Source organism: Alistipes sp. Marseille-P2263 (assembly GCF_018101075.1).
GTDB lineage: Bacteria > Bacteroidota > Bacteroidia > Bacteroidales > Rikenellaceae > Alistipes > Alistipes dispar.
On record NZ_JAGQEJ010000010.1, the window covers coordinates 83,547 to 100,627 of the forward strand.

Annotated in this window: 16 protein-coding genes and 1 pseudogene; 4 read left to right on the plus strand and 13 right to left on the minus strand. The window is 63.6% G+C overall.

Features of this window, described 5'->3' with window-relative positions; translation table 11 throughout:
• Positions 1-35: 35 nt before the first annotated feature.
• The 4 genes from argC to KB554_RS11730 all read right to left on the minus strand — a co-directional run bounded on the left by argC (position 36) and on the right by KB554_RS11730 (position 5,252).
• A complete protein-coding gene (gene argC / locus KB554_RS11715; RefSeq protein ID WP_211036282.1) occupies positions 36-998 on the minus strand; it encodes an N-acetyl-gamma-glutamyl-phosphate reductase in 963 nt (320 codons plus the stop codon).
• Positions 995-2,200 carry an argininosuccinate synthase gene (gene argG, locus KB554_RS11720; protein ID WP_211036284.1) on the minus strand — a complete coding sequence of 402 codons (1,206 nt, stop codon included), beginning with the start codon at positions 2,198-2,200 and terminating at the stop codon, positions 995-997. The genes argC and argG overlap by 4 nt, the downstream gene beginning before the upstream one ends.
• A gap of 192 nt (positions 2,201-2,392) precedes the next feature.
• Positions 2,393-3,013, minus strand: coding sequence for a GNAT family N-acetyltransferase (locus KB554_RS11725; RefSeq protein ID WP_141428637.1), 621 nt, complete (start codon positions 3,011-3,013; stop codon positions 2,393-2,395).
• Between the two features lie 34 nt (positions 3,014-3,047).
• On the minus strand, positions 3,048-5,252 hold the full coding sequence (locus KB554_RS11730) for a RelA/SpoT family protein (RefSeq protein ID WP_141428639.1): 2,205 nt from the start codon (positions 5,250-5,252) through the stop codon (positions 3,048-3,050).
• Positions 5,253-5,333: 81 nt separating this feature from the next.
• Here KB554_RS11730 and KB554_RS11735 point away from each other — a divergent pair, with 81 nt between their 5' ends.
• Positions 5,334-5,990 (plus strand): hemolysin III family protein, encoded by a 657-nt coding sequence (locus KB554_RS11735; protein WP_141428641.1) that lies wholly within the window; start codon positions 5,334-5,336, stop codon positions 5,988-5,990.
• On the opposite strand, the gene KB554_RS11740 is transcribed toward KB554_RS11735, so the two are convergent.
• The 9 genes and pseudogenes from KB554_RS11740 to leuS form a co-directional block, all read right to left on the minus strand.
• Complete coding sequence (locus KB554_RS11740; RefSeq protein WP_211036285.1) at positions 5,987-6,760, minus strand: class I SAM-dependent methyltransferase; 774 nt, start codon at positions 6,758-6,760, stop codon at positions 5,987-5,989. The two genes, KB554_RS11735 and KB554_RS11740, sit on opposite strands and share 4 nt — an antisense overlap.
• Positions 6,757-6,948 carry an exodeoxyribonuclease VII small subunit gene (gene xseB, locus KB554_RS11745; RefSeq protein ID WP_141428644.1) on the minus strand — a complete coding sequence of 64 codons (192 nt, stop codon included), beginning with the start codon at positions 6,946-6,948 and terminating at the stop codon, positions 6,757-6,759. Before xseB ends, KB554_RS11740 begins: the two co-directional genes overlap by 4 nt.
• A complete protein-coding gene (gene xseA / locus KB554_RS11750; RefSeq protein ID WP_211036287.1) occupies positions 6,930-8,189 on the minus strand; it encodes an exodeoxyribonuclease VII large subunit in 1,260 nt (419 codons plus the stop codon). The genes xseB and xseA overlap by 19 nt, the downstream gene beginning before the upstream one ends.
• 2 nt (positions 8,190-8,191) lie before the next feature.
• Positions 8,192-9,097 (minus strand): 1,4-dihydroxy-2-naphthoate octaprenyltransferase, encoded by a 906-nt coding sequence (gene menA, locus KB554_RS11755; protein WP_141428648.1) that lies wholly within the window; start codon positions 9,095-9,097, stop codon positions 8,192-8,194.
• Between the two features lie 33 nt (positions 9,098-9,130).
• A complete protein-coding gene (locus KB554_RS11760; RefSeq protein WP_141428650.1) occupies positions 9,131-9,673 on the minus strand; it encodes a TonB-dependent receptor plug domain-containing protein in 543 nt (180 codons plus the stop codon).
• A gap of 113 nt (positions 9,674-9,786) precedes the next feature.
• Positions 9,787-10,074: pseudogene (locus KB554_RS13315) on the minus strand (MGMT family protein); the annotation flags it as partial.
• A gap of 10 nt (positions 10,075-10,084) precedes the next feature.
• Positions 10,085-11,170: a peptide chain release factor 1 gene (gene prfA / locus KB554_RS11770; RefSeq protein WP_211036288.1), complete on the minus strand. Its 1,086-nt coding sequence runs from the start codon at positions 11,168-11,170 to the stop codon at positions 10,085-10,087.
• Between the two features lie 124 nt (positions 11,171-11,294).
• Entirely contained in the window at positions 11,295-12,197 is a 903-nt protein-coding gene (locus KB554_RS11775; protein WP_211036289.1) for an alpha/beta hydrolase, read from the minus strand.
• A gap of 134 nt (positions 12,198-12,331) precedes the next feature.
• Positions 12,332-15,088, minus strand: coding sequence for a leucine--tRNA ligase (gene leuS / locus KB554_RS11780; RefSeq protein ID WP_211036290.1), 2,757 nt, complete (start codon positions 15,086-15,088; stop codon positions 12,332-12,334).
• Positions 15,089-15,388: 300 nt separating this feature from the next.
• Here leuS and KB554_RS11785 point away from each other — a divergent pair, with 300 nt between their 5' ends.
• The 3 genes from KB554_RS11785 to rpsG all read left to right on the plus strand — a co-directional run bounded on the left by KB554_RS11785 (position 15,389) and on the right by rpsG (position 17,071).
• The gene (locus KB554_RS11785; RefSeq protein ID WP_141428659.1) at positions 15,389-15,880 is read left to right on the plus strand and encodes a Dps family protein; all 492 of its coding nucleotides are present in this window, start codon (positions 15,389-15,391) and stop codon (positions 15,878-15,880) included.
• A 292-nt stretch (positions 15,881-16,172) separates the two neighbouring features.
• Positions 16,173-16,553 carry a 30S ribosomal protein S12 gene (rpsL, locus tag KB554_RS11790; RefSeq protein ID WP_026318484.1) on the plus strand — a complete coding sequence of 127 codons (381 nt, stop codon included), beginning with the start codon at positions 16,173-16,175 and terminating at the stop codon, positions 16,551-16,553.
• 41 nt (positions 16,554-16,594) lie between these two features.
• A complete protein-coding gene (rpsG, locus tag KB554_RS11795; protein ID WP_087263382.1) occupies positions 16,595-17,071 on the plus strand; it encodes a 30S ribosomal protein S7 in 477 nt (158 codons plus the stop codon).
• The last annotated feature ends 10 nt before the right edge of the window (positions 17,072-17,081 follow it).

A 17,081-nucleotide genomic window follows, 5' to 3' on the forward strand; every position in this document is an offset into this window, starting at 1 on the left:
TCCGTTCGTTTTTCGCCGCCGGGGCGGCTTGGGTTTCAGAATGCGGAGGCTTTGAGCCGCAGCCCCTCCCGCTCGTCCAGTCCGAACAGGAGGTTCATGTTCTCCACGGCCTGTCCCGAGGCGCCCTTGAGCAGGTTGTCGATCGCCGAGACGACGTGCAGCTTGTCGCCGTGGCGGGCCACCTGCAGCAGCGCCTTATTCGTATTGACGACCTGCTTGAGGTCCACGCCGCGTTCCGTGACGTGCGTGAAGGGGGCCGTTGCGTAGTAGCCGGCGTAGAGCTTCCGCACGTCGGCCTCCTCCAGCGTGCACCGCGTATAGACGCTGGCGAGAATGCCCCGCGCGAAGTCGCCGCGCATCGGCACGAAGTCGATTTCGGCGTCGAACGCCGGTTCGATCCGCCGCAGGTTGCGGCCGATCTCCAGCAGGTGCTGGTGCGTGAAGGCCTTGTAAACCGAGAGGTTCGCCGTGCGCCAACTGAAGTGGGTCGTGGCCGAGGGTTTCACCCCGGCGCCCGTCGATCCCGTCACGGCCGTCACGTGCACCTCGTCGCGCAGCAGCCCCGCGGCGGCCAGCGGCAGCAGTGCCAGTTGGATGGCTGTGGCGAAGCATCCCGGGTTGGCGATGCGCCGCGCCGTGCGGATGCGGTCGCGCTGCCACTCCGGCAGTCCGTAGACGAAGCCTTCGCTCTCGTCGCGGAAGTCCTGCGCCAGGTCGATGATCCGCACGCCGGCCGGAACGTCGTGCGCCGCGAGCCACTTGCGGCTCTCTCCGTGGGCCGAGCAGAGGAACAGGACGTCGATCGCCCCGAGGTCGAAGCCGTCGCAGAAACGCATGTCCGTGTCGCCTTCCAGCCCTCCGTGGACCTCCGAAAGGCGGTTGCCCGCGTTCGAGGTGCTGTGCACGAAGACGATTTCGGCCTGCGGGTGATTGACCAGAAGGCGGATGAGTTCGCCGGCGGTGTAGCCGGCGCCTCCGATGATGCCGGCGCGTATCATTTCCCGTTGCGCTTCTGGACGTTGTGGTAGATCTTGATCTGGTTGCCGAGAATCTTCGTGAAGCCCTTCACGTCGTCGGCCGTCCACGCCTTGTTCACCTCGCCGTATTCGCCGAAATCGGTCTTCATCAGGTCGAACGGGGACTCCACGCCCACGAGCGTGTAGTTGCGCGGCCGCAGGATCAGCTCCACCGTACCCGTGACGTTGCGTTGCGACGAGCGGAGCATCGCCTCGATGTCGCGCATGACGGGCTCGAGGTATTGCGCCTCGTGGAGGAACATGCCGTACCACGTGCCCACCTGGTCCTTCCAGTAGAGCTGCCATTTGGTGAGCGTGTGCTTCTCGAGCATCTTGTGCGCGGCGATGATGAGCATGGGGGCGGCGGCCTCGAAGCCCACGCGGCCCTTGATGCCGATGATCGTGTCGCCGATGTGCATGTCGCGGCCGATGCCGTAGCGCGAGCCGATCGCCTCCACGGCGCGGATGGCCTCCACCTTGTCGGCGTAGGGTTTGCCGTTCACCGCGGCGATCTCGCCCCGGTCGAACGCGATCGTGAGCCGCTCCTCGCCCTCGGCCTCGATCTGGCTCGGATAGGCCTCCTCGGGGAGCGTCTGCTCCGAATGCAGGGTCTCCTTGCCGCCGATCGACGTGCCCCACAACCCCTTGTTGATCGAGTACTCCATCTTCTTGAAGTCGGCCGTGAAGCCGTGACGGCGCAGGTATTCGATTTCGTATTCGCGCGTCAGGGTCATGTCGCGCGTCGGGGTGATGATCTCGATCTCGGGGGCGAGAATCTGGAACGTCAGGTCGAAGCGCACCTGGTCGTTGCCTGCGCCGGTCGAGCCGTGGGCCACGGCGTCCGCGCCGATCCGCTTGGCGTACTCGATGATGGCGATGGCCTGGAAGATGCGCTCCGAGCTGACCGAAATGGGATAGGTCCCGTTGCGCAGCACGTTGCCGAAGATCATGTAGCGGATGCTCTTCTCGTAGTACTCCTGTTCGATGTCGAGCGTGGCGTGCTCCTTGGCGCCGAGCTCTTCGGCGCGCTGCGCGATCTTTTCGAGTTCGGCCTTCGAGAAGCCGCCCGTGTTGGCGATCGCCGTGTAGACGTCGTATCCCTTCTCCTCCGAGAGGTATTTCACGCAAAACGAGGTGTCCAGCCCGCCGCTGAACGCCAGAACCACTTTTTTCTTGGTTTCCATGATATTGTCTTTGTTGTTGTTCGCGTTAGTTCACCGGAGTGCAAATCCTCCGGCCGTTGTCGCGGCCTGTGGCCGCGTTTGCAAGTCCGACCCCATCCCAAACCCCTCCTTCGGGAGGGGCCTGTCGCTACGCACCCGAAATGATTCCGGGAATGACCGCCTGCCGATCGGCCGGTTGCCGTACTTTGGCTTTTACTTCAGATGAAACAGTTTTTTTACCTTGTTCCGGAAAAACATCTTGTAGGGCGCCAGCCGCGACTGCTTCCGGGGCGGTTCCTTCGCCGGGTCGTACAACATGCCCGTGCAGAGGCACATGCGCCGGTGGTTGCGCTGCAAAATATCGTAGTTGCAGCATCCCTGGCATCCCTGCCAGAACTCCTCGTCCTCGGTCAGCTCCGAAAAGGTGACCGGTACGTATCCCATGCGCGAGTTGAGCTTCATGACCGGAAGCGACGTGGTGATACTGAATAACTTGGCATAGGGGAATCGTCGTCGGGCCAGCTCGAAGGTTCGTCGTTTGATCTGTTCCGCGAGTCCCATGTGCCGGTACTCGGGGTCCACGATCAGTCCCGAGGTGGCGACGAAGTCGCCGTGACCCCAGCACTCGATATAGCTGAACCCGACCAGTTTTTCCCCGTCCAGCGCCACGACGGCCTTGCCACCGGTCATTTTCGCGGCGATATACTCGGGCGACCGCTTGGCGATGCCCGTACCCCGCTGCAGTGCCGACTCGTAGATCAGTTCGCAGATACGCGGAGCGTAGTGCGCATGAGTCGGGTCGGCAAAAACGACGCTGATTGTGCTGTTATCCATTTATCGTTTGTGGGTGAATAAAAAAAGTTGTGTGTCAGTTGATGCGGTAGGCCCGCTGCACGCCCTTGATGCGCATGATGTGGTGCACGAGCGTGTCCACGACGCCCGCGCCGGGCACTTCGACGGCCACCGTGCCCGCGAGGCAGCCGTTCGGCGCCGCGGCGAAGTTGATCGAGCGGATGTTGAGCTTCAGGTCGCGGCTGATGGCCTCCGTGATGTGGTTGGCCATGCCCGTCGTGTCGGCCGCCACGATGCGGATCATGACGCGGAACGCCCCTTCGGCCGACTGCCGCCAGCGCGCCTCGACGACGCGGTAGGGGTAGTTCTCGCGCATCCGCCGGGCGTTGGGGCAGTCCGTGCGGTGGATCGTGATGCCCGAATTGATCGTCACGAAACCGAAAACCTCGTCGCCCTTGATCGGGTTGCAGCATCGGGCCAGCTTGTACTGTATCTTCGAGATGTCGTCGTCGATCACCAGCGCGTCCTGCGAGGCGGCGGGCGGCTCCTTCGCGCCCTGCTGCGCGGCCTTCTGGCGTTCGATCTCGGCCGCCGCGGCGCGCCGCTGCTCCTCGGCCTCGCCCGAGAGGTGGCGCGAAAGGAGCTCCTTGATCGTCCCGAAGTCGAGCTTCTGCGTGGCGATCAGGGCGTAAACCTCCGTGCCCGTGCGCACCTTGAAGTGGCGGGCGAGGTAGCCCACCGCCTCGTCGATCGTCAGCGGGAGTTTCCAGTTCTTGAGTTTGCGTTCCAGCTCCTCGCGCCCCATGCGCGTATGTTTGGCCTGCTCCTCGCGCAGGAAGCTCTTGATCTTGTTGCGCGCCTTCGCCGTGACGACGAACGCGAGCCAGTCGGCCTTGGGCGTCTGGTTCTTCTGCGTCAGGATCTCCACGATGTCGCCGTTGCGCAGCGGTTCGCGGATCGACACGGCGCGGTTGTTCACCTTGCCGCCCGAGCAGGTCGAGCCCAGATTGGTGTGGATGTCGAAGGCGAAGTCGAGCAGCGTGGCCCCTTCGGGCAGCTTGCGCAGGTCGCCGTTGGGGGTGAAGACGAAGATCTCGCCCGAGGCGGGTTTGGCGTCGAAACGCTGCGCCAGCGAGTGCGTCGTGTCCTCCATCAGTTCGCGCAGGCGGCCGAGCCACTGTTCGCTGGTCTGCGCTCCCTGTCCCACGCCCTTGTAGCGCCAGTGCGCGGCGATGCCCCGCTCGGCCACGGCGTCCATGCGCTCGGTGCGGATCTGCACCTCGACCCAGCGGCCTTCGGCCGACACGGTGGTGTGCAGCGACTCGTAGCCGTTCGACTTGGGGATCGAAATCCAGTCGCGCATGCGGTTGGGATTGGGCGTGTAGAAGTCCGTCACGACGGAGTAAACCGTCCAGCAGAGCCGCTTCTCCTCCTCGTGCGGGCAGTCGATGATGATGCGGATGGCGAAGATGTCGTAGACGCCCTCGAAGGGCACGTGCTGCTTGTGCATCTTCGACCAGATCGAGAAGATCGACTTCGTGCGGCTCTTGACGTGGTATTTCATGCCGAGGCGGTCGAGCCGCTCGGTGATCGGCACGAGGAAGCGGGCGATGAAGGCGCGGCGCTCCTCGGCGCTCTCCTCGAGTTTCGTGATGATGTGCTCGTAGTCCTTCGGTTCGAGGTATTTGAGGGCGATGTCCTCCAGCTCGCTCTTGATTTCGTAGAGACCCAGCTTGTGGGCGATCTGGGCGTAGAGGTTCATCGACTCCCAGCTCTTCTTGCGCCATTTCTCGTGCGGGAAGATGCCGAGCGAGCGCATCACCTCGAGGCGGTCGGCCAGTTTGATGAGGATTACGCGCGGGTCCTCGGAGTAGCTGACGATCAGGTCGCGGAAGTTGTCGGCCTGCTCCTTCGAGGTCTTCAGCTTCAGCTCCGAGATGTTCGCCAGCCCCATCGTGATGCCCACGACCTGTTCTCCGAAACGGTTCCGGATCTCTTCGGTGAGTGCGAGGAATTCGTCTGCCGGGCGCTCCTTGTGCGCCAGCCGCACGACGTCGTGCAGGATGGACGAGACGGCGGAGTTGCGTCCGAGGCCCACTTCCGAAATGACGATCGACGCCACGGCGGCGGCGTGGTCGAGCATCGGCGCCCCGTCGTAACGGCACACGCCGGCGAGCTTCCCGTCGGCATACTCCAGCGCCTCGTCCACAAGGCGCTGCGTCGTCTCCGAGAAGTTCGCGCGCACGAGCGCGCGCAGATTTTCGTAGCGTGAGAAATCCATTGAACCCAACCTCTTAACCTTGTTGGCAAAGATATGAAAAAAATTTTATAAATTTGGCACACAGAACCAATCCGTTGTCCCGTGGAGAAGAAAAAAGCGGTTTACGTCCCCACCGCAGGCGAGGAGATCGCCAACGTATTGTCGCACGGCGTCATGGCGCTCGCGATGCTCGCGGCCCTTCCGTTCGCCGCCGTATGGGCCTACACGCACGATCCGGAGGGGGTGCGGGCGGCCTTCTCGGTTTCGGTCTTCGTGATCTCTGTTTTCCTGATGTTTCTCGTCTCGACGCTTTACCACGCGATGCGTCCCGCCTCGCGCCACAAGGAGGTGTTCCACGTGCTCGACCATATCTTCATCTACGTGGCCATCGCCGGAAGCTATACGCCCGTCGCGCTTTCGGTCATCGGCGGCTGGCAGGGGCTTCTCATCGCCGGACTGCAATGGGCGATGGTGGTGTTCGGCATCTTCTACAAGTCGCTGTCGCACCGTTCGATTCCGGCCGTCAGCCTCACGATCTACCTGGTGATGGGGTGGGCCATTCTCCTTTTCCTTCCGCTGTTCGTCCGCCGCGCTTCGACGGAGCTGCTGGCGCTCATCGCCCTCGGCGGCGTGCTCTATACGCTCGGGGCGGGGATCTATGCCTGCAAGGGGTTCCGCTATCACCATCTGGTGTGGCATCTGCTGATCGACCTGGCGGTGGCGGCCCACTTCACGGGAATCGTTTTCTTTCTCGGTTAGTGCTTGTACACCACGTAGATGTGGTCGTCCGGCAGGGCGTAGAGCCTGCGTTCCTCTTCGGAAAGCGAGGCGGCGTAGTCGATGTCCGCGGCCTCGAATCCCGCTTCGCGCAGCCGGTCGGTATAGTCCGCGCCGTAGATGCGCCGGTGGTCGTACTGGCCGAAGATGCGCGTGCGCTCGTCGGGATCGGTGATCGAATCGTCTTCGAAGGTGCGTTCGTAATCGCGTTCCACGGGCGAGAGGACGATGCCCCACCCGCCGGGGCGCAGGATGCGGTGCAGCTCGCGCAGGGCGCGGCGGTCGTCGGCCACGTGTTCCAGCAGGTGGTTGCAGAGGACGACGTCCACCGAATTGTCGGCGAGCGGAATCCGCTGCACGTCGAAATGCAGGTCCGCGAGCGGGCTTTCGAGATCGGCCGTGACGTACCTGCCGGGCCGGGCCGCGAAGTGGGGTTTCAGGTGGCGCATGATGCAGACCTCCGGGGCGATGTGCAGCGTGCGGGGGTGGCTTTTCAGCAGGTCGGTCTCGCGGGTCAGATAGAGCCATAGCAGCCGGTGGCGCTCCAGCGAGAGACAGCGGGGGCAGAGTGCGTTGGGGCGCGGCCGCACATAGCCGTAGGGGAGGAATTTCCGGTATTTCGCGCCGCAGACGGGGCACTCGGCGCCCCGGCCCCGGTAGAACAGCCCGGCCACGGGTACGGCCCATCCCGCGATCCGTTGCAGCACGGGGCGCGGGATGTGGTTGAGGGCCCAGCGGATCACCTTTTTCATGACTCCAGCACCTTGTTCACCTTCTCCTCGGCTTTGCGCAGGCGCGCCTTGCACGAGGCGATCAGCTCCGTGGCGCGTTTGACTTCGGCCGCGAGGCCGTCCACGTCCATCTCCTCGCTGCGCAGGCGGGCGAGAATCTTCTCGATCTCGGCCATCGCCTCGGTGTAGGTCAGCTCTTTTTTTGCCATATCTTCGTGTTTTTTACCGTCGCTTCGATCGTTCCGTCCGCCACTTCGATCCGCAGCGCGTCGCCCGGGCCGACGCCGCCGGCCGACACGACGGCCCTGCCGCCGCTGCGGACCACGGCGAAGCCCAGCCGCAGGATCCGCTCGGGCGAGCGTCCGGCGACGAGTTCCGCGGCGTTGTCGAGCCGCAGGAGCTGCCGGGCGAGAAAGCCGCGGGCGGCTTCGGGCAGTGTCGCCACGAGGTGTTCCAGCCGGACCGTCTGCCGGGCGAGCAGCGTTCCGCTCGTCTGCCGCAGCTCGCCGCGGAGGCGTTCGAGCCGCACCTCCGACGCGTGCAGCAGGGCCGTCGTCGCGTCATGGAGTTGCAGGGCGGCGACGTCGAGCCGTCCGTCGGCCCCGGCCATCCGTTCGACGAGCCACCCGGCCACGGCCGTCGGGGTCTTGAGCGCCGTATGGGCCACCATGTCCGCCACGCTGGTGTCCTTGTCGTGGCCGATACCCGTCGCCACGGGCAGCGGGAACTGCGCGATATGGGAGCAGAGACGGTAGGCGTTGAAGCAGTTCAGCTCGCTGCGCGAGCCGCCGCCGCGGATCAGCACGACGGCGTCGAACTCCTCCTGCCGTGCGGCGACGGCGCAGAGGGCCTCCACGATCGACTCCTCGGCGGCCGCACCCTGCATGAAGGCGTCGAAGAGCGTCAGAGCGAACCGGTAGGGGCTTTTGTCCAGCTCCTTGCAGAAGTCCTGGTAGCCTGCGGCGTTGGCGCTCGACACCACGGCCACGCGCTGCACGACGGCCGGAAGCGGTGTCTCGCGGTTCATGTCCCAGACCCCGTCGCGCTGCAACTGCGCGATGGTCCGCTGCCGCTGCCGTTCCATGTCGCCCAGCGTGTAGGAAGGGTCCATGTCGGTGATCTGTAACGAGAAACCGTATATTTCGTGGTAGGTGACCAGCACGCGGGCGAGAATCTGAATGCCCGCTTCGAGCCGCTGCCCCGTCTCGGCTTCGAAGTAACCCGCGATGCGGGGGTAGTGGCTGCGCCAGATGACGGCGCGGGCCTGCGCCGTGGGCACGCCGTTGTCGCCGCCTTTCTCCACGAGTTCGAGGTAGCAGTGGCCCGAACGGTTGATCTTGATCTCCGAAATCTCGGCGCTGACCCATACGGGCAGCGCGAAGCGCTCCTCGAGGGTCTGCCTGACGAGCCGTTGCAGCTCGCGGAGGGTGATATGCCGTTCTTCCGCCATGGTCAGCCGAGCAGGATGCCGATTGTGAGCGATGCTCCGAAGAGGAGGATGTTGCGCGCCGTCTCGCCCAGGCAGACGTTCAGCTCCTCGCCGTGGTCGATGCGCACCATCTTGCGCCACGTGGCCGTGTGCGCCGCGGCGTAGAGGAGCGGCAGCAGGGCAGCCCATGTGCGGCCCGCGGCGAGCAGCGTGAGACAGAGGGCTGCGGGAACCAGTCCCAGCAGCAGGTAGCCCCAGCGGCCGACGGCGGCGCAGGTGAGGACGACGATCGTGCGCTTGCCGCAGCGGGCGTCTTCCTCGCGGTCGCGGAAGTTGTTGAGCATGAGCATCGTGTCGATCACCAATCCGCAGGCCAGCGCGACGAGAGTGACCTCCGCCGTCCACTGTCCGGTCTGCACGTAGTAGGTGAACCCGACGGGAATCAGTCCGAAGAAGAGCACGACGGCCGCATCGCCCAGCCCGTGATAGGCCAGCGGCCACGGGCCGGCGGTGTAGAAGTAGGCGAAGACGACGCAAGCCAGCCCCACGGCGACGAGCTCCCAGCCTCCGTAGGGCAGCCTTCCGTGCGTGAGGCAGAGAATGCCCGCACCCGCCGCGCAGGCCGCGAGAGTAAAACCCGCGATGCCCGCCTTCATGGCCGGCAGGGTGATATAGCCTTTGGCGAAGGCCCGGTCGGGACCGAGACGGTCGGGACGGTCGGCCCCTTTGAGGAAGTCCCAGAGGTCGTTCACCAGATTGGCCGTGCATTGCATCAGCAGGGCGAACGCGAGGCAGAGCGCGGCCGGTCCCGGACGGAAACCGCCGTCAGTCCAGGCCATCGCCGAGGCGACGAGGACGAGGATGACCGAGTTGCCCAGGCTGTACGGGCGGACGGCCAGAATCCAGGCCGATAGGGAGTTCGTTCTCATGCGGAATCGTTGTTTCTTCGTTTTTCGGGCGGCCTACCGGAACACCAGCTCCGCCTGTCGGGGGATGCGCTTGCCTTCGGGAAGCTGGATGCGCAGCACCCCTTCGCTTTCGACGGGCACGCCGTTCTTGCGGGCCGGCTGCCAGAGCGGCGCCTCTCCGAGCGCCTTCAGCACGCGCCGCCGGAGCCGTTTGTCGGTCACCTCCAGCTCCTGATCGACGACCGTGCGCCCCTCGGGGGTGATCTTGTAGCGCAGCACGACGCGTGCCGCGGGTTCGTCGTCGGGCCACTCGACGCGCCGGGCGATGTAGCGCCCGAAGGTCGAGTCGGAGGGGAACACCGCGGGACTGTCGTAGCGGAGCGTGACGAGAAGCACCCCGTTCGACGCGCGGAGGCCGTAGCGGGCGATGGTCTCCTCGTCGGCCGGAAGCGTTTCGACCCGCTCGATGTCCTCGGGCGGAATCGAGGCGATCTCCTCCGTCTCCCGGCCGTTCACGATGTAGAGCGGCTTTTGCGCCGCGGCCGGCAGGAGGGCGGAGCCGAGAAGCGCGAACAGGGTGAGTGCGTATCTTTTCATGGTCGTTCGTTTTCGGCAGAACGGGTGCGGAGGGGCGAATATTGCCCTGCACGGGTGTTCCCGCTCCGTCGTCGGGGTTTCTCTCTTTCGCCGGACAGTCCGCTCAGCGCATCCCATCCCGAACGGGCGAGGTCGGCGCATCCGTTGGGGCGGAACCGGACGCCCTCGGCTTCGAGCAGCGTCCGCTGGGCGTCCCACCCGGGAGCCGTGCGGCCCGCGGCGTTCACCACGCGGTGGCAGGGAACGCCCTCCGGGGCGGCCGCCAGCACATGCCCCACATGGCGGGCGTAGCCGGGCATTCCCACGAGCCGTGCGATCTGTCCGTAGGTCGCCACGCAGCCACGGGGAATCTGCGCGACGACGGCGCGGACCTCGGCGGCGAAACGGTCGGGAAGAGCCATCGCCCGGGGGTCAGAGTTCGCTCTCCTTCAGGCGCTCGGCGTTCTCGGCCACGATCAGGTGGTCGATGCAGTCCTGGATGTCGCCGTCCATGAAGGCCGCGAGGTTGTAGATCGTATAGTTGATGCGGTGGTCCGTGATGCGTCCCTGCGGGTAGTTGTAGGTGCGGATCTTGGCCGAGCGGTCGCCCGTCGAGACCATCGTCTTGCGCTTCGAGGCGATTTCGTCGAGGTATTTCGAGTATTCGAGGTTGAAGACGCGCGTGCGCAGCTCCTCGAATGCCTTGTCGAAGTTCTTGAGCTGCGACTTCTGGTCCTGGCACTGTACGACGATTCCCGTCGGGATGTGCGTCAGGCGGATGGCCGAGTAGGTCGTATTGACCGACTGCCCGCCCGGTCCCGAGGCGCAGAAGATGTCCTTGCGGATGTCGTTCATCGAGATTTCGACGTCGAACTCCTCGGCTTCGGGCAGCACGGCCACCGATGCGGCCGAGGTGTGCACGCGGCCCTGCGTCTCGGTCTGCGGCACGCGCTGCACGCGGTGCACGCCCGATTCGTACTTGAGCGTTCCGTAGACGTTCTGTCCCGTGACCTTCATCACCACCTCCTTGTAGCCGCCCGCGGCGCCCTCCGAGGAGGAGGTGATCTCGTAGCGCCATCCCTTCGATTCGATGTATTTGGCGTACATGCGCAGCAGGTCGCCGGCGAAGATCGCCGCCTCGTCGCCGCCCGTGCCGCCGCGGATCTCCACGATGGCGTTCTTCGAGTCCTGCGGGTCTTTCGGGATGAGCAGCAGTTTGATCTGCTCCTCCAGTTGTGCGATCTGCGGCTCCAGCTCCGCGATCATTTCGCGGGCCATTTCGCGCATCTCCTCGTCCTTGTCGTTGGCGAACGTATCCTTCGCCTCGGCGAGGTTGGCGACCACCGTGCGGTAGCGCTCCGAGGTCTCGATGATCGGCTCGAGCTCCTTGTACTCCTTGGTGAGCTGGACGAACTGCTTGACGTCGGCGATCACCTCCGGGTCGGTGAGTTTCTGTCCGGTCTCCTCGTATTTGAGTTTCAAACCGTCGAGACGGTTCAGGATGGTGTTGTCTGCCATAGCCTTCGATTTTGCGGCAAGAGGGGCGCGCGTCCGGTTAGACCGGCGGCGGCTCCCGTTGCGGGTCGTTTATTTGCGCAAAGATAGGCAATATTCGGCAAACGGCAATGCCCCGTTCCGCTTTTCAGCGGCGGCGCTCCCCGTCCGGGACGGCGCAGAGGCGGTCGAGCCAGTCGAGTACGGCGCGCTGCCATGTCTCCCGGTAGGGGAAGGAGCCGAGCAGGCCCCAGCCGTGTCCGCCCGAGGGGTAGATGTGCAGCGAGGCCTCGATGCCGTGCCGTTTCAGGGCGTCGTAGTAGGCCGTGCTGTTTGAGGGCGGGACGGTCGCGTCGTCGTCGGAGTGGAACAGCAGCGCGGGAGGGGTTTCGGCGGTGACCTGCCGCGACGGAGACCAGGCCGCCGCGACGGCGGCATCCGTGCGCCGGCCGCCCAGCAGGCGGTCGAAGGTGATCCGGCAGCCGGGCGACTCCCCGTCCCCGGTCACGGGGTAGAAGAGGATCGAAAAGGCGGGTTTGAACGTGCCCAGCGTCGAGACGGCCGCCGCGAGGTGACCGCCGGCCGAAAAACCGGCGATTCCCACGCGGTCCGCGGTGTAGCCCGTGGCGCCCGCTTCGAGCCCTGCCATGATGCGCAGCGCCTGCACGGCGTCTTCGAGCGGCACTTCGGGATGGCCTTCCGGCAGACGGTATTTGAGCACGGCGGCCGTGACGCCGTTGGCGGCGAACCACCGGGCCGCGTCGTACCCTTCGTAGTCCATGCAGAGTTTCATGTATCCGCCGCCGGGGCAGATCACCACGGCCAGCCCCCGGTCGCGGACGCTGTCGGCCGGAAATATGTAAAGCTCGGCCGCCGAGACGTTCTCGATCCGGTCCGGTTCGGGCTCCCGCTCGGGGGAGGCGATGCCGTTCGAGTGGGGAGCCGTGCGGTTGTCCCAGATTTTGAGCACCGCGGCTTCGCCGTGCCGCTGTGCGGCGGCCGGGGCGGTGAAGAGCAGCGATGCGGCGAGCAGTGCGAGGATGCGTTTCATGGGGATATGCGATTTCGGGCGGGATTCCGTGAACGGACCGTCCGGCAGATCGGACCGCGCCTCCTTCGTCTCCGCCGCACGGCGGAGTCCCGGGGCCGGAAGATTTGCCGGACGGTCTGGCGTGCGTGGACGGGTCAGATGACGATGTTGATGATCTTGCCCGGCACGACGATCACCTTTTTCGGCGTGCGGCCCTCGATCCATTTCTGCGCCTCGGGGGCGGCGACGACGTCGGCCTGGATCTCGGCCGGGGTCATCGACGCGGCGTACTCCTTTCTGAAGCGGAGTTTGCCGTTGATCGAAACGGGGTATTCGAAGGCGTTTTGCTTCAGGTACTTCTCGTCGCAGACGGGATAGGCAGCGTCGCAGACCGAGCCGGCGTTGCCCAGCTGCGACCAGAGTTCCTCGGCGATGTGCGGCGCGAAGGGCGCGATGAGCACCGTGAGGGGTTCGAGCACCTCGCGCTTGGAGCAGTCGCCCAGCTCGTTGAGGCAGATCATGAAGGCCGCGACGGAGGTGTTGAACGAGAAGTTCTCGATGTCGTCGGTCACCTTGCGGATCGTCTTGTGCAGCGTGCGCAGCTCCTTTTCGGTCGCCGCGTCGCCGGTCACGGCCAGCTTCCCGTCGCGGTCGAAGAACAGCCTCCAGAAGCGGCGCAGGAATTTGTGCACGCCGTCGATGCCGTTCGTGTCCCAGGGCTTCGACTGTTCGAGCGGCCCGAGGAACATTTCGTACATGCGCAGCGTGTCGGCGCCGTAGTTCTCCACGATGTAGTCGGGATTCACGACGTTGTACATGGATTTCGACATTTTCTCGACGGCCCAGCCGCAGACGTATCTGCCGTCTTCGAGGATGAACTCCGCGTCCCGGAAGTCGGGCATCCAGCGGCGGAAGGCCTCCTGGTCCAGGATGTCGTTCTTCACGATGTTCACGTCCACGTGGATCTCCTGCGTCTCGTATTGCTCCTTGAGCCCGAACGATACGAACTTGTTGGTCCCCACGACGCGATAGACGAAGTTCGAACGGCCCTGGATCATGCCCTGATTGACGAGTTTGCGGAACGGTTCCGGCTCGCAGACGTATCCCAGGTCGTAGAGGAACATGTTCCAGAAACGCGAATACATGAGGTGGCCCGTGGCGTGCTCGATGCCGCCGACGTAGAGATCGACGCTGCGCCAGTATTCGTCGGCCTCCCTGCCGACGAGCGCCTCGTCGTTGTGCGGGTCCATGTAGCGCAGGTAGTAGGCCGACGAGCCGGCGAACCCGGGCATCGTCGAGAGCTCGTAGGGATACCCGTCGGGGGTGTGCCACCCCTTCGCGCGGGCCAGCGGCGGTTCGCCCTCGGCCGTGGGTCCGAAATCCTCGATCGGGGGCAGCTCGAGCGGCAGCGCGTCTTCCGCGAGCGGACGGGCCACGTCGTCCCTGTAATAGATCGGGAACGGCTCGCCCCAGTAGCGCTGGCGCGAGAAGATGGCGTCGCGCAGCCGGTAATTGACCAGGCGTTTGCCCAGACCGCGCCGCTCCACCTCGTCGAACATCAGCGCGATGGCCTCCTTGACTTCCTTGCCGTCGAGGAATCCCGAGTTGATCATCCGGCCGGCCTTGGCGTCGTAGGACTCCTTCTCGACGTCGCCGCCTTCGACCACCGGGATCACCTCCAGTCCGAAGTGGCGCGCGAAGGCCCAGTCGCGCGAGTCGTGCGCCGGGACGGCCATGATGGCCCCCGTGCCGTAACCGGCCAGCACGTAGTCCGAGACGTAGATCGGAATGGCTTTCCCGGTGAAGGGATTCACCGCGCAGGAGCCCGTCGCCACGCCGCTCACGCGCCGCGTCTCGGCGATGCGCTCGCGCTCCGAGCGCTTCCGCGCCTCGGCGATGTACCGTTCGACGGCGTCCCGGTTTTCGGGCGTGGTGAGCTCGCCGACCCACTCGTGTTCGGGGGCGATGACCATGAACGTCACGCCGAAGATCGTGTCGGGACGCGTGGTGAAGATTTCGAGCTTGCGGTCCGAACCCTGGATGTCGAAGAAGACCTGCGCACCGACCGAACGGCCGATCCAGTTGCGCTGGATCTCCTTGAGCGAGTCGCTCCATTCGAGCCCCTCCAGCCCGTCGAGCATCCGCTGGGCGTAGGCCGTCACGCGGAGCAGCCATTGCTTCATGCGCTTCTGCTCCACGGGATAGCCTCCGCGCACCGACAATCCGTCGCGCACCTCGTCGTTGGCCAGCACCGTGCCCAGCTTCGGACACCAGTTCACCATTGTGTCGGCTCGGTAGGCCAGACGGTAGTTTTGCAGCACCTGCTCGCGCCGCACCTCGTCCCAGGCGTTCCACTCCGCGGCCGTGAAACGCATTTCGGTCGTGCAGGCGACGTTCAGCCCCTCGGTCCCCGATGCGGCGAAGGCGGCCTTCAGCTCCTCGATCGGACGCGCCTGCTGCCTGTCGTTGCAGTAGTAGGAGGCGAACATTTTGAGGAAGGCCCACTGCGTCCACTTGTAGTATTTCGGATCGCACGTGCGCACCTCGCGGTCCCAGTCGAACGAGAAGCCGATCTTGTCGAGCTGCTCGCGGTAGCGGGCGATGTTGCGCTCGGTCGTCACGGCCGGGTGCTGTCCCGTCTGGATGGCGTACTGCTCGGCCGGAAGACCGAACGCGTCGTAACCCATCGGGTGCAGGACGTTGAACCCCTTGAGGCGTTTGTAGCGCGAATAGATGTCCGAGGCGATGTAGCCCAGCGGATGCCCGACGTGCAGGCCCGCCCCCGAAGGATAGGGAAACATGTCGAGGACGTAGAATTTGGGCCGCGAGGGGTCCGTTTCGACGCGGTAGGTCTTGTTCTCTCTCCAGCGCTGCTGCCACCGGGATTCGATCTCCTTGAAATTGTACTCCATATCTGGTTTCGATTTATTGCCGAATTTCCCGCAAAATTAAGGAAAACTTTTCGGATTCCGCGCCGGAAACCTCCCGTTTTTCCGGTTTGCCGCCCGCGCCGCTGTCCGGCCCGGCCGGGAAAAGGCGGCCTTTCCGGATGCTCCGGCGCGGTATTTGCTCCCCGTTCGCTCCGGATATAGGCTTAACCTATTGGCATATAAAAAATAAAGATTTGACAAGCCGGAATATTAGTATTATCTTTGCCTATGAAAATTAGAAACAATATTTGTAAAATTTATTAACCAATACCGATTACGATTATGAAAACAATGGATTTTTTGCATCTCGATGCATCCGCGGCCAAGGGTGTGGCCGCTTCGCTGAAGCAGCTTTTGGCCGACTATCAGATTTTCTATTCGAACCTGCGCGGACTGCACTGGAACATCAAGGGACACGGCTTCTTCGTGCTGCACGCCAAATTCGAGGAGCTGTATGACGACGTTTCCGAAAAGGCCGACGAACTGGCCGAGCGGATCCTGATGCTCGGGGAGGTTCCCGAGAACCGGTTCAGCGAGTACCTGCGGTCGGCCCGTCTGAAGGAGGTCTCGGGCATCTCGTGCTCGGACGAGGCGGTGAAGCTGGTGCTGGAGAGTTACGGCCACCTGATCGGCGAGGAGCGCAAGCTGCTCGCGCAGGCTTCGGAGGCCGGAGACGAGGGGACCGCGGCCCTGATGAGCGATTACCTGAGGGAACAGGAAAAGCTGGTCTGGATGCTGGTGGCCTCCTCCGAGTGCGGCTGCGAAAAGAAGTGATCCGCAGCGGATTGCCCTGTCGGGCCGGAGCCTTTCGGAAGGCTCCGGCCTTTTTTTTTTGCCTGTGCGGGTCAATGCTTTGGAATCGAGTCCGTTACGGTTTTATATATAATGATTTGTTTATATGTTTTTCAAAATTATAAATAAAAAGAATCGTAAGCGGCGCGAAAACCCGTGAAAACGCGAAAAAAGAGCCGCATATATATTGTATTTCCAAAAAATTGCGTACCTTTGCAGTCCATTTTGGACAATGGAAATAGATTTTTTAACAACTTAAAGGACAGTTTAAGAAATGCCAACTATTCAACAGTTAGTGAGAAACGGTCGAGTGAGCATGGAGGACAAGTCGAAGTCCCCGGCACTCGCAGCGTGTCCCCAGCGTCGCGGCGTTTGTACCCGTGTGTACACGACGACCCCGAAGAAGCCTAACTCGGCTATGCGTAAGGTGGCGCGTGTTCGTCTGACCAACGGCAAGGAGGTCAATGCCTACATCCCCGGCGAGGGCCACAACCTGCAGGAGCACTCGATCGTGCTCGTCCGCGGCGGTCGTGTGAAGGACCTCCCCGGCGTGCGTTATCACCTCGTGCGCGGCGCGCTCGACTCGGCCGGCGTGGACGGTCGCCGTCAGCGTCGTTCGAAGTACGGCGCCAAGCGTCCCAAGGCGGGCAAATAGTCAATCGAGAACCATTTAACAAGAAGCACATTTAAATAGCAATGAGAAAAGCTAAGCCAAAGAAGCGAATTCTACTTCCGGATCCGAAGTTCGGAGACGTGGCCGTGACCCGTTTCGTGAACAACCTTATGCTGGATGGTAAGAAGAGTATTGCCTACACGATTTTCTACGACTCGCTCGAGATCGTGGGCAAGAAGATGAAGGATGCTGATAAATCTCCGCTGGAAATCTGGAAACAGGCCCTCGAGAACATCACTCCTCAGGTCGAAGTGAAGTCGAAGCGTATCGGTGGCGCCACCTTCCAGGTTCCTATGGAGGTTCGTCCGGAGCGCAAGATTTCTATTTCCATGAAGAACCTTGTCCTCTATTCCCGCAAGCGCGCCGGCAAGACGATGGCTGATAAGCTCGCAGCAGAGATCGTGGACGCCTACAACCAGCAGGGTGCCGCCTTCAAGCGCAAGGAGGAGATGCACCGCATGGCCGAGGCCAACAAGGCATTCGCACACTTCAGATTCTAAAACAGGGACA

What these genes read in the sequence shown, in the direction of transcription:
- argC (WP_211036282.1), bottom strand. Translation starts at nt 998, where the DNA reads ATGATACGCGCCGGCATCATCGGAGGCGCCGGCTACACCGCCGGCGAA.
- argG (WP_211036284.1), bottom strand. Translation starts at nt 2,200, where the DNA reads ATGGAAACCAAGAAAAAAGTGGTTCTGGCGTTCAGCGGCGGGCTGGAC.
- KB554_RS11725 (WP_141428637.1), bottom strand. Translation starts at nt 3,013, where the DNA reads ATGGATAACAGCACAATCAGCGTCGTTTTTGCCGACCCGACTCATGCG.
- KB554_RS11730 (WP_141428639.1), bottom strand. Translation starts at nt 5,252, where the DNA reads ATGGATTTCTCACGCTACGAAAATCTGCGCGCGCTCGTGCGCGCGAAC.
- KB554_RS11740 (WP_211036285.1), bottom strand. Translation starts at nt 6,760, where the DNA reads ATGAAAAAGGTGATCCGCTGGGCCCTCAACCACATCCCGCGCCCCGTG.
- xseB (WP_141428644.1), bottom strand. Translation starts at nt 6,948, where the DNA reads ATGGCAAAAAAAGAGCTGACCTACACCGAGGCGATGGCCGAGATCGAG.
- xseA (WP_211036287.1), bottom strand. Translation starts at nt 8,189, where the DNA reads ATGGCGGAAGAACGGCATATCACCCTCCGCGAGCTGCAACGGCTCGTC.
- menA (WP_141428648.1), bottom strand. Translation starts at nt 9,097, where the DNA reads ATGAGAACGAACTCCCTATCGGCCTGGATTCTGGCCGTCCGCCCGTAC.
- KB554_RS11760 (WP_141428650.1), bottom strand. Translation starts at nt 9,673, where the DNA reads ATGAAAAGATACGCACTCACCCTGTTCGCGCTTCTCGGCTCCGCCCTC.
- prfA (WP_211036288.1), bottom strand. Translation starts at nt 11,170, where the DNA reads ATGGCAGACAACACCATCCTGAACCGTCTCGACGGTTTGAAACTCAAA.
- KB554_RS11775 (WP_211036289.1), bottom strand. Translation starts at nt 12,197, where the DNA reads ATGAAACGCATCCTCGCACTGCTCGCCGCATCGCTGCTCTTCACCGCC.
- leuS (WP_211036290.1), bottom strand. Translation starts at nt 15,088, where the DNA reads ATGGAGTACAATTTCAAGGAGATCGAATCCCGGTGGCAGCAGCGCTGG.
- KB554_RS11785 (WP_141428659.1), top strand. Translation starts at nt 15,389, where the DNA reads ATGAAAACAATGGATTTTTTGCATCTCGATGCATCCGCGGCCAAGGGT.
- rpsL (WP_026318484.1), top strand. Translation starts at nt 16,173, where the DNA reads ATGCCAACTATTCAACAGTTAGTGAGAAACGGTCGAGTGAGCATGGAG.
- rpsG (WP_087263382.1), top strand. Translation starts at nt 16,595, where the DNA reads ATGAGAAAAGCTAAGCCAAAGAAGCGAATTCTACTTCCGGATCCGAAG.